The sequence below is a fragment of the Asticcacaulis sp. genome (assembly GCF_051954415.1).
Classification (GTDB): domain Bacteria; phylum Pseudomonadota; class Alphaproteobacteria; order Caulobacterales; family Caulobacteraceae; genus Asticcacaulis.
The window spans coordinates 34,375-47,702 of record NZ_JBQCHT010000023.1 but is presented as its reverse complement, the minus strand read 5'-3'; the positions used below and the strand labels follow the sequence as shown (position 1 = coordinate 47,702).

Below are 13,328 nucleotides of genomic sequence, written 5' to 3'. Positions count from 1 at the left end.
CAAGGTATTATAAGGCAGGATAAGATCGCAGTTAAACCGGCATTAACTACAGTTCGTTACATAATACATCACCTGACATGCACGAAGATCGACGGTCCGGACGAATCCGGGGGCATTCCGTTCGAGATCCAAGCGTATGCGTCCTTCGCTTCTGAGGTTGTCCGTGTCGTTCAAAAACATGCCCATGCTGGGCAAGATCCTGAGTTTGCTCGGTTTTCTGTCGCTCGTCGTCATTGGCGCCGTCTTTTTCACGACCTCGCGCATGAGCGCTATCAGCGCCGATTACGGCCGGGTGATTTCCGGGCCGGGCACGGCCGCGGTGGACATGGAGCGCGCCAGCAAGAATATTCAGCGCGTCCAGACGGCCTTCTACAAGCTGGTCTCTTTCAATGATCCCCAGGATATAGCCGACGCCACCAGCGAACTGAAACTGGCCCAGAGTTCCTTCTCCAAGGAAACCAACGAGGCGCTGAAGGCCCTGCCATCGGAAGCGAAGCGCATCCAGGGCATCCAGGCCAGCTATAATGCCGCGATCGACGAAACCTGTGCCGAGACCCGCCGCCTGGCCGAGAGCGGCGACGATGCCGATGCGCTGCGCCTGATGCGAACCACCTGCGATCCCGCCATATCGCAACTGGAAAAAACCATGGCGCAGGTGGTTGATGAAACGATTGCGGATAATGTCGCCGCGTCTGCCGCTGCCGGCGCGGATACGCAGCATACCATCGGCATTACCTGGGCGGGCCTGGGCTTTGGCCTGGTGATCGTCATGGTGGGCGCCATCATGGTGACGCGCATGGGTATTGTGCGGCCGCTGTCGGCGCTGAATGCCACCATGAGCGAGATGGACAAGGGCGCGCTTGATATCACCGTGCCCGGTCAGGATCGCAAGGACGAACTGGGCGGCATGGCCCGCACTCTGGAAACCTTCCGCCAGGGGCTGGAAGAAGGCCGGCGTCTGCGTGAAGCCGCCGAGGCCGCCAAGGCCGCCGAACTGGCGCGCCTGCAACGCGAACGCCAGGTGGTCGAAACCTTCCAGGGCAAGATGGTCGATCTCGCCGATTCGTTTGTGCGCTCCTCCTCTGAAGTTTCCGATGCGGCGCAGAGTCTTTCGGCCACGGCCGAGGAGACCAGTCGTCAGGCCATGGTAGTTTCGGGCGCGGCCGAAGAAGCCGCCGTCAATGTCCAGACAGTCGCCGCCGCCACCGAGGAAATGTCGGCCTCGGTTTCCGAAATCAACGGCCAGGTTCTGCGGGCCGCACAGGTGGCCAGCGAAGCCGCCGACGAGATCGGCAGCACCGAGCATGAAATCCGCGCCCTCTCCGAAGCCGCGTCCGGTATCGGCGCCGTGGTCAGCCTGATCAATGATATCGCCGCCCAGACCAATCTGCTGGCGCTGAACGCCACCATCGAAGCCGCGCGCGCCGGCGACTCCGGCAAGGGCTTCGCGGTCGTTGCCTCCGAGGTCAAGACCCTGGCCAACCAGACGGCGCGCGCCACCCAGGATATCGGTGATCGTGTGTCGCAGATTCAGGAGGCCACCCAGCGCACGGTCGCCTCGATCGAGAAGATCGTCGCCACCATCACCGACATGCGCCACATCTCGGCCAATATCGCCTCGGCGGTGGAGCAGCAGGGCGCCGCCACGCACGAAATCGCCGGCAATACGGTCAAGGCATCCGACGGCACGCAACAGGTGACCGAGAACATCTTCGGCGTCGGCCGGGCGGCGGAAATGACCGGCGCGGCGAGCACGCAACTGATGGGCCTTTCGGGCAATCTCAGCGAACAGGCCGGCGACCTGCAAAAGGAAGTGCAGAACTTCGTCAAGCAGTTGCAGGCGGCGTAAGGCGAGACGCCATGATGGGCTGCAAACGCGTCATCTGACTGCGATCCGGTGCTCACGTACTTAAGTACGCTGCGCTCCGGTTCTCGTCAGCTAACGGTTTTCGCCGCATCATGGCGTCTCGCCGCTTCGGTACGTGCCTCAAATGTATCAGACTGTTAAATCAATGTGATTATAACCCCTTCGTGACTTGCGCGGCGGCGGGTGCTGCCGCTAGACAGCGCGCGAAAAGGGTTTCAGAATAAGAGCCTGTCGCGTATCGGCGCCCAAAGGGCCGGAAGGGATATTAGGGTGGTAAAACTGGGTCCGTTTGAAGGTATTCCGAAACCCTTCATGGCCGTTCGCGGCCAGCGCGGCCTGCTGCGCCAGATCCGCGAGACGATGGAGGAGGGCCAGTCCGCCCAGGCGCGCCTCGATACGGTGGTGCGCATCATCGCCTCCAGCATGGTGGCCGAGGTCTGCTCGATCTATCTGCGCCGCACCTCCGAAGAACTGGAACTCTTCGCCACCGAGGGCCTGAACGCCGCCGCCGTCCACAAGACGCGGATGCGGCTGTCGGAAGGTCTGGTCGGTGAAGTGGCGCGCGCCGGCGTGCCGCTCAACCTGATGGATGCGACCTCGCACCCCAGCTTCTCCTACCGTCCGGAAACCGGCGAAGACCCTTACAAGTCCTTCCTCGGCGTGCCCCTGCTGCGTGGCGGCCGCACCATTGGCGTCCTGGTCGTGCAGAACATGGCGGCCCGCCGCTACGAGGAAGAGGAGGTCGAGGATCTCCAGATCATCGCCATGGTCTTGTCCGAGATCGTGACGGCGGGCGAACTGGTCGGCCTGGAAGAACTGAAGGATATCGAACTGGCGCCCTCGCGCCCGGAGCGCCTGAAGGGCTCGATCTTCGCCGACGGCATCAGCCTGGGCGTCGTCATCCTGCACGAGGTGCCGGTGACCTCCGAGCATCTGCTGAGCGACGATTCGGTGGCCGAGGAAGCGCGCCTGAATGATGCCATTGTGGTCCTGCGCGAACAGATCGACGCCATGTTCGAAGGCACGCACGGCCTGGCTGGGCCCACCTTCGACGTGCTCGAAACCTACCGCATGTTCGCCCACTCGACGAGTTGGGTGCGCAACCTGACCGAGGCGGTGCGCAACGGCCTGACGGCGGAAGCGGCGGTCGATCGCGTGCGTAACGAGCAGCGCGCCAAGCTCAACAATGCCCGCGATGCCTATATGCGCGAGCGGCTGCATGATCTCGAAGACCTGGCCAACCGCCTGCTGCGCGTCCTTGCCGGCAAGAACACCACCGTCCGCGACATTCCGGATAATTCGATCCTGGTGGCGCGCGATCTCGGTCCGGCCGACCTGCTGGAATATGACCGCTCGCGCCTGAAAGGCATACTGCTCGAAGAAGGCTCGGCCTCGAACCACGCCGCCATCGTGGCGCGCGCCCTGCAAATCCCCTGCGTCGGCCGCCTGCAAGGTTTGCGTGACAAGGTCAGCCAGGGCGACCTGGTCATTGTCGACGGCGAAACCGGCGAAGCCTACCTGCGACCGCGTCCGGATATCATCGAGGCGGCGACGATGCGGATCGAGGTCCGTGCCGCCCAGCGCGCCGAATTCAGCAAGATCAAGGATGTCGAGGCGGTTACGCGCGATGGACAGCGCATTACCCTGCTGATGAACGCCGGTCTGGAATTCGATATCGAGATCATGAACGAAACCGGTGCCGAAGGCATCGGGCTTTTCCGCACCGAGTTCCAGTTCATGGTGTCGGACGACCTGCCGCGCCTTAAGCGCCAGACCGAGCTTTACGAGCGCATCATGGATGGCGCCGGCGACCGCCCGGTCACCTTCCGCACGCTCGATCTCGGCGGCGACAAGATCCTGCCCTATATGGAGATGGAGCGTGAGGAAAATCCGGCGCTTGGCTGGCGCGCCATCCGCATGGGGCTGGATCGGCCGGCGCTTCTGCGGATGCAGCTTCGCGCCCTGATCACGGCGGCGCGCGGCCGCGAACTGCGCATCATGTTCCCCATGGTGGCCTCGATCGATGAATTCCGCCAGGCGCGGGAAATGGTCGATATCGAATGCGCCTGGGCCAAGCGGCGCGGGCGCGTCCTGCCGGCCCTGCTGCGCGTGGGAGCGATGATCGAATGTCCGTCACTGCTGTTCCACCTCGATGCCCTGCTGCCGCTGGTCGATTTCGCCTCGGTCGGCACCAATGACCTGATGCAGTATATCTTTGCGGCCGACCGCACCAATCCGAAGATGTCGGACCGCTACGATCCGCTGTCGCCGCCCTTCCTGACCGCCCTGTCGATGATCCAGAAGGCGGCGAAGGACTCAGGTACGCCGGTGTCGGTCTGCGGGGAAATCGCCGGCCGGCCGCTGGAAGCCTTCGTGCTGATCGCGCTGGGCTTCGAGCGCCTGTCCATGCCGCCGGCGGGCCTGGGGCAGGTCAAGCGCATGATTTTGTCCTGCGACCGCGAGGCCGCCGCCAAGGCGATCACCAAGCTGATGACCAGTTCCAACGGCAGCGTGCGCAACGAAATCCTGTCCTTGGCGCGCAAGCTCGATCTGGATATGTAGGCCGCTTGCCTCCCCGATACATTAAGGCCATAATTTGGTTGCAGACCGGGTACAATATGGCCCGGTTGGAGGGTTTGGTCATGGTTGCGTCCCGTATTGTTTTCGCCCTTGCGCTGGCGGCTGGTGTATCGGTCGCCTCTTACGCGGTTGCCGCCGATGAAGAGGTGGTCGCTGCCTCGCGTCCGGCGCCCCTGCCGACCGAGGCCGAGCAGACCAAGGCCAAGGCGGATCTGCAGGCCAAGGCTGCCCAGGCATCGCGCCCCCTGACCACCGAGGAACAGGTGGCCGCCTGGACCGCCCGTTCCCCGAAAATCAGCCGCTCCGACGATCAGGCTGACGCCCTGTGGCCCGCCGATAATACCAACCAGGATAGTAGCGCCAAGCGCGAGGTGCATGGCGTGGCGAGCGTGACCGTCGGCACCGGCGGTTACCGCAGCGCCTATGTTTCATCGCTTATTCCGCTGGGCGAAAACGGCACCCTGGGCATTGCCGTCAGCCAGACCGATTACGGCAAGAATGGCGGCTTTGGCTATTATGGCGACCCTTACGGCTATGACGATTATGGTTACGGACGCGGCTGGGGGCGTCGCGGCAGCACCTCGCAATCGGTGGGCCTGTCGCTCGATATGACCGGCCAGAACCGCAGCGGCAGAAGCACCCCAGAGGGCTGTGCGCCCGGCTTCCGCGATGGCGATCGTTATGTCGAGCCGGTCTGGGTGACGCGCATGAACGGCAACCGCGACTGCGAAACGGCTATAGAGCCCTGATGTCCCCTCTCCCCATTTTTATGGGGAGAGGACGGGAGCCGAGCGTAGCGAAGGCGACCGGGTGAGGGGCCGTTAGACTGGCAGCCCCTCACCCGACGATCTGCGGCTTCGCCTTGCCCGTCGTCCTCTCCCCATGAAAATGGGGAGAGAGGGAAGTGGAGGGAGATGATTCAACATGAAATCATCTTGCTCCATCAAAAATTTTTCTGTCACCAAAACGCGGCCTTCAACGTATAGATAGGCAAAACCAATTCCATCGGGTGGCGCGTGTCTTCAATTCTGCGGTTTGTTGTCTGTTTCTTCGTGCTTGCTTTTGCCCTGCCGGCCAATGCCCAGGATGGCGCCATCGAAGGCAAATCCCCCCATATCACCGCCCGCCTGATCGCCGAGTCCGCCACGGTTGCGCCGAATGGCGACATCACCCTGGCGCTCGATTATACCCCGGCCCCTGGCTGGCATACCTACTGGATCAATCCCGGCGATACCGGCCTGCCGCCGAAGTTCAAATGGAACCTGCCGGACGGCGTGACCACGGCAGACGCGCAGTTTCCGGCACCGGAATTGCTGCCGGCCTTTGGCCTGATGAGCTATGGCTTTACCGGCCGAACGGTCTTGCTGATCCCGGCGCATAACGGCTCCAGCCTTGCGGCGGGAGACACCCTGCCCATCAAAGCCCATGTCGATTTTCTTGTCTGCGCCGATGTCTGCATCCCCGAAAGCCTCGATGTCAGCCTCGATCTCAAGGTCGGTGCGCCGAAACCGGGCGCGGAGGCCGGTGTGATAGAAAAGGCTCGCAAGGCCCTGCCTGTGGCCAACTCCGCCGCCGCGACCATCGACCTGCGCAATGGCGAAATCGAACTGGGTTTCCCCTTGGCGGATGTAACCGCGCAAGGGGCCTACTTCTTCCCCGAACAGAGTGGCGTCACCAGTGCACCGGCCCCGCAGGCGCTCGATATGGGCGCCAGGGGCTTTACCCTGCGCACAAAGGCGGCGGGCACGGCCCTGCCGGAGGGCGACTTGTCCGGTGTGCTCAAACTGGCGGATGGCACAGCCTATGCGATCAGGCTGAACCGCGCCCCGCTTGATCCGTCGGTCCATGGTCTTGGCGCTGTGTCCCAGGCCACTGCAAAGGCATCCCTCTCCGGCATCCTGATTGCCATCGCCGGCGCCTTTATTGGCGGACTGATCCTCAACCTGATGCCGTGCGTCTTCCCGGTCCTCTCCATGAAACTGCTCAGCCTGGCGCGCTCCGGCCATGACAAGGGGCTGGCGCAACAGGAAGCCCTGTTCTATGGCGCGGGCACCATCATTACCTTTGTCGGCCTCGCCCTGATCCTGGTGGCGGCGCGCGCCTTTGGCCAGTCGATCGGCTGGGGCTTCCAGTTGCAGTCGCCATATGTCACGGCGTTCCTGAGCCTGGTCATGTTGCTGGTGGCGCTCAATATGTCGGGTGTCTTCGAGATCGGTTCGTCCCTGCAGGCCGTGGGCGGCATCCAGGTATCCGCGAAACGCCCTCGGCTCAGCGCCCTCCTGACTGGTGTTCTGGCCGTGGTCGTTGCCGCACCCTGCACCGCGCCCTTCATGGCCACGGCGATCGGCGTGGCCCTGGCGCAAGGGGGACTGGTGTCCTTTGCCGTGTTCGTCAGCTTAGGCGTAGGTTTCGCCCTGCCGTTCGTCGTCCTGACCTTCCTGATCAACCTGGTGCCGGGTTTCGCCCGCCTGTTGCCGAAGCCCGGCAAGTGGATGGACGTCCTCAAGCACGTCCTGTCGCTGCTGATGTATGCCGCATGCCTGTGGCTGGTCTGGGTGTTTGCGCAGCAGGTCGAGCTTTATGGCCTGGTCCTGCTGGTCTTCGCCCTGGCGCTGGTCGTTATCGCCGTACTGAAAAGTCCGCTGCCGAAGATCGTCAAGCCGCTGGTCCTGGCGGGGGGGCTCGTGCTCTGCGGTCTGGCGGCCTCACTGCCGCGCGCCGAAAAAATTCAATCCCTGCCGTCCGGCCTGTTGCCGCACAAAGACTTCAGCGTCGAAACCCTGGCCGCCTTGCGCGCCGAGGGCAAGCCGGTCTTCGTCGACCTGACTGCCGCCTGGTGCGTCACCTGCAAGGTCAATGAACGGCTGGTACTGTCGACAAAGGATTTTGAAAAGGCCGTGGCCGATACCGGCACGGTCTATATGGTGGGCGACTGGACCAACCAGGACGCCGCCATCGCCCGTTACCTGACCCTGTTCGGCCGCTCCGGCGTGCCGCTCTATGTCTATTATGGCCCCAATAATGCCGAACCGGTGGTCCTGCCGCAACTGCTCAAGACGGCCGATGTGGTGAAGGTGGTCCGGGCGCGCTAGAGCTTAAGAGTGGTCAGATGCACACCGAATGGCCCACGATAATAGAGGCAGTCGGCGTCATTATTGGCGTGGGTGAACTGCCCCGAAACGACGATCGCCTGCTCAAGGCCCAGCTTGAGCAGCGACGGATACACCGGGTCGCTCTTCTGCACGATCGCCTCCAGACGTATGCCCTGGCCTATGTTAATCTCCAGGTCAGCCGTGCCATCGAGCGTCGAGATACGCAGATCCTGCACCTTGCCCTGCCAGTTTTCAAACCGGTCAAAGGTCTTGAACCGCGTGCAGAAGTCATCCGTCGCCGCGCCGGTGCGCGGCAGGGCCAGGAAGGCGGTCTGGCTCGCCGGGAGCGATAGGCCTTGCGCGGTTGGTGCGGCCTCAGGCTTCGGTTTGTCGCAGCCTGAGAGCAGCGCAATCGCAAGACAGGCTGTCAGCGTGATGCGGCGCATCAGGCGTCGGGTCCGAATTCGAGGGTACAGTCCAGCCCGGAATCGGCGGTGGCCGGCGTGACGATCACATCGATATTGTCGCTCAGCAGGTCGGCCATATTGGTCAGCGCCGTTTTCATATCGGCGTCATTTTTTGCCGCTTCTATCGCCGTCAGCTTGATCGGCAGGTCGCGTGACAGGCCGGTCAGGATACATTTCAGGTCACGGTCGGTGCCGCGCGCTTTCAGCGTCATGTGGCCCTTCAGATCGCCCGCGGACAGGGCCTTGATGGCTTGCGCATAGGTCTGGAAATCGGGTTGTGACACGAGGTTCGGCGTCGGCGTGAAGCCTTCGGTTTCGGCTTTCAGGCGCCCGGCTTCCGTCACCAGCCCGGCGAAGAAGGGTTCCTGCGATATGGCGCTTTTTGCTGGTGAGCCTGCGGCGGCATCTGCGGCGAAAACTGGCGCGCCCCACGCCAGCAGCAGGCTGGCCATGCAGGCAATGGCAAGGGGACGGTTCACGGCGCGCTCCGGGAGTGACACAAACTGCCCGGCACTATGCAATATGGCGGCCAAGAAAGCGTTAACGAATAGCTGACGTCATTACAAAAGACACCACTGACGCCGCTCCGATGGGGCACGGAGCGGCGTTAATGGCCGCGTATCAGGAATGCACCTGCCAAGCGGCGCAATCACATGGACTGAGCCGGAGGTCACTCCTGCAAATGACGGATGGCGAAGCCTTGAGCTTCGTCAGTAACTGACGTGCGTGGGCTCACCGCCCTTGTGACACGGAACACCGGCGGCACAACCTATCGAGTCGAAGGTCGAGAAGGCCCAGACGACAGCGCCGATCAGGGCGACGACGACGACCATGGCTACGACAAAACGCGAAAAGTTCTCTGCTGTATGCGACTTACTCATTGTTTTGCCCTCCTTAAGGGAACCATATTTATAACACTGTTTTACCGCATTTTGAAGGGGTTGATCGCATTTTTTTGACTTAAGTGTCAAAATACCGTGGCGCCTTTATTTTCCCCTTATGGGCGAACGGGTTTTTGTTTCGGCTTGTCTCCGGCGGCGGGATGCTTTAATTCGCCCGCCATGACCCAGAACACCGACAAAGACACTGTTGAGACCTTCCGGCCCGAGGCCCGCAGCCCGCGCGGTTTTATCGACAAGCGCAGCGGCCAGATCGCCATCGAGCGCCGGCTGATCGAGACCGTGTCGAAAGTCTATGAAGACTTCGGCTTCGAGGCCCTGCAAACGCCGGCCTTTGAATATGCCGATGCGCTCGGCAAGTTCCTGCCCGATTCCGACCGCCCCAATGTCGGTGTCTTCGCCCAGCAGGATGATGACGACCAGTGGATGGCCCTGCGCTACGACCTGACCGCGCCGCTCGCCCGCTTCGCCGCGCAGAACTGGGAAACTCTGCCCAAGCCCTTCCGCCGCTATGCCTATGGCCCTGTCTGGCGCAATGAAAAGCCAGGGCCTGGCCGCCTGCGCGAATTCATGCAGTGCGACGCCGATATCGTCGGTTCAGACCGCCCGGAGGCCGATGCCGAAATGATCGCCCTGGCCGTCGCCGGCTACAAGGCGCTCGATGTGCCGGCGCGTATCCGCATCAATAACCGCAAGCTGCTCAATGGCCTGCTGGTGAGCCTCGGCGTCACCGACTCTGCGCAGCAACTGGGTGTCCTGCGCGCCATCGACAAGATGGACCGCTTCGGCCCGGAAGGCGTGGCCATGCTGCTCGGCGCCGGCCGCAAGGACGAAAGTGGCGATTATACCAAGGGCGCCCAACTGCCCGAAGCCGCCATCCAGCCGGTGCTTGATTTTGTTCTGGCCGGCGGGGCCGATACCCGCTCCGGCGTGCTGGAAAAGCTGGCGGCCGTGCTCGCCAGTTCGGCCGAAGGACAGGCGGGACTGGAAGACCTGGCGCGCATCAATGCCGCCGTTTCGGCCATGGGCGTTGCCGAAGAGGAAGCTATCTTCGACCCCGGTATCGTGCGCGGTCTCGAATACTATACCGGCCCGGTGTTCGAAGCGGAATTCCTGCGCGAGCTGCGCGACGACAAGGGCAATCTGGTCCAGATGGGCAGTGTCGGCGGTGGCGGGCGCTATGATGATCTCGTGGCGCGCTTCACCGGCCAGTCCGTGCCGGCTACCGGCTTCTCGTTCGGCGTCTCGCGCCTGGCCGCCGCCCTCAGCCTGCTCGATGGCGGCAAGCGCAGCGGTGCCCGTGGCCCGATCGTCATCATCGCCTTCTCGGATTCGGACATGGGCGAATATTTCAGCCTGGCCGCCGAACTGCGCGCCGCCGGCCTGCCCGCCGAAGTCTATCTTGGTCGTTCCGGCATGAAGGCGCAGATGAAATATGCCGACCGCCGATTAAGCCCCGCCGCGGTCATGATTGGTGAAGATGAACTGAAATCTGGTACGGTTACCATCAAGGATCTCGATCTCGGCCGTGACCTGGCGATGCAAATAAGTGACAATAAGGCTTGGCGCGAAGGCCGGCCCGGACAGGTAACCCTGCCCCGTGCCGAAGCTATCAAGCATCTGAAATCCATAGTGGAATCATAAGATGTTGCGGATGGAAGCGCTGCCAATGGCGATCTGTTTTTGACGCAAAAAAACAATATGGCCACGTTGCTGAAATAATTTTGACGTAATGTGACAAAACTGGTTGACAGTCCCGGCAAAAAAATGTTTTCTCCGTTGCAAGAGAGCAGAACTTTTCCCGTAGAGAGAAGTCAGCTCCGGCGTTTCGGGGAGGAAACGCTCTTTAATTTACAGAATAAAAAGCTCGCCGGGTTTATCCCCCCAGGCGGGCTTTTTTTTACCCTGAAAATCCGAGAAAAGTGACGATAGCGTCAAAAATGGCCGCGCTTCTGGTACGGCGGTAACTTTCGCAACAAGATTACCAAATGTTCATGAGACAGGTTTGTTAAACTGTATCAATGTGCGGGCCTGATTTTGGGGGCGCGCTGATAGTCCGGCCGTCCATTGCCGGAGAGCCACATGCATTTTAAACCCTTGGCCAAACCCCTTATTTCCTCATTGGCGATCGCTGCCGCCTTGCTGAGCGCCCCTATAGCCGCCATGCCGGCCTTTGCCGAAGCCCCGGCCGCCGTTGCGGTCCCGGAAAGTACGGTCGCCAAGACCTACGGCACCTGGGGCTTCGATACCGCCGGTATGGACAAGTCCATCAAGCCGGGTAACGATTTCTTCGACTATGCCAATGGCACCGCGCTGAAAAATATGGTCATCCCCGGCGACCAGCCCGGTTATGGCAGCTTCAACGCTCTTTATGATCTTTCTGAATTGCGCCTTAAGGCCCTGGTCACCGGGCTGGCGGCCCGCACGGATTTGACCGGCGAAGACCTGAAGATCGCCGATCTTTACCGCTCGGCCATGAATGTCGATCTGAAGAACCAGCTCGATCTCAAGCCGGCACAGGCCGAACTGGCGAAGATCGCCGCCATCTCCAACAAGGACGACATGGCCGCCTTCATGGGCGCGACCTCGGAAACCTTTGGCTCTGCCTTTTTCGGCATCTTCGTCTATGACGACGCCAAGAAGCCAGGCTACCGCGCCCTGCAGATGTCGCAAGGCGGCCTGGGCCTGCCCGACCGCGACTATTACCTGCAGGACGGGTTTGCCGACAAGAAGGCCGCTTATGAGGTCTATATCAAGGACATGCTGACCATGGCCGGCTATCCGGGCGCCGAACAGGCGGCAAAGGATATCGTGGCGCTGGAAACCAAGATCGCCGAGGTGAGCTGGACCAAGATCGAGAGCCGCGACGACACCAAGACCTATAACCCGATGGCGCTCAAGGATCTCAATACCTACGCGCCCGGTTTCAACTGGGATGGCTTCTTTGCCGCTGCCCATGTCTCCCAGGCGCAGAAGGTGATCGTGGCGCAGAATACCGCCATTCCGAAGATCGCCAAGATCTATGCCGATACCCCGCTGGAAACCCTGAAAGCCTGGGAAGCCTTCAATGCGCTCGACCAGGGCTCGGCCTATCTGTCGGATCGCTTCTATACCCGCCGCTTCGAATTCCGCTCCAAGACCATGTACGGCATCGCCGAACAGCGTCCACTATGGAAGCGCGCCGTCGGCACCACCGACGACAAGATGGGCGAAGCCCTCGGCCGCGCCTATGTCCGTGATTACTTCCCGCCCGAATCCAAGGCCAAGATGGAAGACCTGGTCCATGGCCTTCTGGCGGCCATGAAGCTGCGCATCGAAAACCTGACCTGGATGAGCGCCCCCACCAAGGCCAAGGCGCTGGAAAAGCTCTCCACGTTTGGCGTCAAGATCGGCTACCCCAACAAGTGGCGCGACTATTCCGCCCTGACCATCAAGGCCGATGATCTGTATGGCAATATCGAGCGTTCATCGGCTTTTGAATGGGCCTATCAGGTGTCGCATATCGACCAGCCGATCGACCCGGAAGACTGGGAAATGACGCCGCAGACGGTCAATGCCTACTATTCGCCGACCAAGAACGAGATCGTCTTCCCCGCCGCTATCCTCCAGCCACCCTTCTTCGATCCGAAGGCCGACATGGCGGTCAATTACGGCGCCATCGGCGCGGTCATCGGCCACGAAATCACCCACGGTTTCGATGACCAGGGCCGCCATTATGATTCGACCGGTGCGCTGGTGGAGTGGTGGACGCCGGAAGATGCCGCCAAGTTCGAGGCCCAGACCAAGGCGCTCGGCGCGCAATACGATGCTTACGAGCCCGTACCGGGCTTTCATATTCAGGGCGGCCTGACCATGGGCGAGAATATCGCCGATCTCGGCGGTATCCTGCTTGGCCTTGATGCCTACCATATGTCGCTTGGTGGCAAGCCAGCGCCGGTCATCGATGGTTTTACCGGTGATCAACGCGTTTTCCTCGGTTTCGCCCAGGTTTGGCAAGCAAAGACGCTGGATGACGCCCTTAAGAGTCAATTAACCTCCGATCCGCATTCACCAGAAAAGTTCCGGGCCATCGGTCCAGTGCGCAATGTCGATGCCTGGTATTCGGCCTTCGATGTCAAGCCGGACCAGACATACTATGTCAAGCCGGCTGATCGCGTGAAAATCTGGTAGCAGGGTCGCAGACCCTGCACCCGGGATCGTGACGGTGGTAATCGCGCCGTTGTCGCGGTTCTCACAAAAGCCCGTCTCGCAAGAGGCGGGCTTTTTTGTACGTCCCCGACTTGTCGGAGAGCGACTGCGTTGTTGGCCAAGTTTTTGTTCAGTCCAGGGGCTGTTATCTCTGATCATGGCGTTGATCTGTGTCAGTAGCTTCCTGGCGACAGCGATCATGGCGACCATTTTAGGCTTTCTGGCTTTGACCAGG

Annotated in this window: 9 protein-coding genes; 6 read left to right on the top strand and 3 right to left on the bottom strand. The window is 61.4% G+C overall.

Translation table 11 applies throughout. The features are described 5' to 3' along the window. Positions 1-163 precede the first annotated feature (163 nt). From ACTHND_RS08165 to ACTHND_RS08150, 4 genes are all read left to right on the top strand, one after another. Complete coding sequence (locus ACTHND_RS08165) at positions 164-1,849, top strand: methyl-accepting chemotaxis protein (RefSeq protein WP_440177453.1); 1,686 nt, start codon at positions 164-166, stop codon at positions 1,847-1,849. Between the two features lie 330 nt (positions 1,850-2,179). Continuing rightward, positions 2,180-4,429, top strand: a complete 2,250-nt coding sequence (ptsP, locus tag ACTHND_RS08160; RefSeq protein ID WP_440177487.1) for a phosphoenolpyruvate--protein phosphotransferase — start codon at positions 2,180-2,182, stop codon at positions 4,427-4,429. Between the two features lie 80 nt (positions 4,430-4,509). Beyond that, positions 4,510-5,196: a hypothetical protein gene (locus ACTHND_RS08155; protein WP_440177452.1), complete on the top strand. Its 687-nt coding sequence runs from the start codon at positions 4,510-4,512 to the stop codon at positions 5,194-5,196. A 267-nt stretch (positions 5,197-5,463) separates the two neighbouring features. Then, a complete protein-coding gene (locus tag ACTHND_RS08150; RefSeq protein ID WP_440177451.1) occupies positions 5,464-7,539 on the top strand; it encodes a protein-disulfide reductase DsbD family protein in 2,076 nt (691 codons plus the stop codon). Here ACTHND_RS08150 and ACTHND_RS08145 read toward each other — a convergent pair. The 3 genes from ACTHND_RS08145 to ACTHND_RS08135 all read right to left on the bottom strand — a co-directional run bounded on the left by ACTHND_RS08145 (position 7,536) and on the right by ACTHND_RS08135 (position 8,887). Then, positions 7,536-7,985: a hypothetical protein gene (locus tag ACTHND_RS08145; protein WP_440177450.1), complete on the bottom strand. Its 450-nt coding sequence runs from the start codon at positions 7,983-7,985 to the stop codon at positions 7,536-7,538. The two genes, ACTHND_RS08150 and ACTHND_RS08145, sit on opposite strands and share 4 nt — an antisense overlap. After that, positions 7,985-8,485 (bottom strand): hypothetical protein, encoded by a 501-nt coding sequence (locus tag ACTHND_RS08140; RefSeq protein ID WP_440177449.1) that lies wholly within the window; start codon positions 8,483-8,485, stop codon positions 7,985-7,987. The genes ACTHND_RS08145 and ACTHND_RS08140 overlap by 1 nt, the downstream gene beginning before the upstream one ends. 231 nt (positions 8,486-8,716) lie before the next feature. Further along, positions 8,717-8,887 (bottom strand): hypothetical protein, encoded by a 171-nt coding sequence (locus tag ACTHND_RS08135; RefSeq protein ID WP_170828259.1) that lies wholly within the window; start codon positions 8,885-8,887, stop codon positions 8,717-8,719. 180 nt (positions 8,888-9,067) lie between these two features. Here ACTHND_RS08135 and hisS point away from each other — a divergent pair, with 180 nt between their 5' ends. After that, on the top strand, positions 9,068-10,549 hold the full coding sequence (gene hisS, locus ACTHND_RS08130) for a histidine--tRNA ligase (protein ID WP_440177448.1): 1,482 nt from the start codon (positions 9,068-9,070) through the stop codon (positions 10,547-10,549). A 438-nt stretch (positions 10,550-10,987) separates the two neighbouring features. Next, positions 10,988-13,075, top strand: coding sequence for a M13 family metallopeptidase (locus ACTHND_RS08125; RefSeq protein WP_440177447.1), 2,088 nt, complete (start codon positions 10,988-10,990; stop codon positions 13,073-13,075). Positions 13,076-13,328: the final 253 nt, after the last annotated feature.

What these genes read in the sequence shown, in the direction of transcription:
- ptsP (WP_440177487.1), top strand. Translation starts at nt 2,180, where the DNA reads ATGGCCGTTCGCGGCCAGCGCGGCCTGCTGCGCCAGATCCGCGAGACG.
- ACTHND_RS08155 (WP_440177452.1), top strand. Translation starts at nt 4,510, where the DNA reads ATGGTTGCGTCCCGTATTGTTTTCGCCCTTGCGCTGGCGGCTGGTGTA.
- ACTHND_RS08145 (WP_440177450.1), bottom strand. Translation starts at nt 7,985, where the DNA reads ATGCGCCGCATCACGCTGACAGCCTGTCTTGCGATTGCGCTGCTCTCA.
- ACTHND_RS08135 (WP_170828259.1), bottom strand. Translation starts at nt 8,887, where the DNA reads ATGAGTAAGTCGCATACAGCAGAGAACTTTTCGCGTTTTGTCGTAGCC.
- hisS (WP_440177448.1), top strand. Translation starts at nt 9,068, where the DNA reads ATGACCCAGAACACCGACAAAGACACTGTTGAGACCTTCCGGCCCGAG.
- ACTHND_RS08125 (WP_440177447.1), top strand. Translation starts at nt 10,988, where the DNA reads ATGCATTTTAAACCCTTGGCCAAACCCCTTATTTCCTCATTGGCGATC.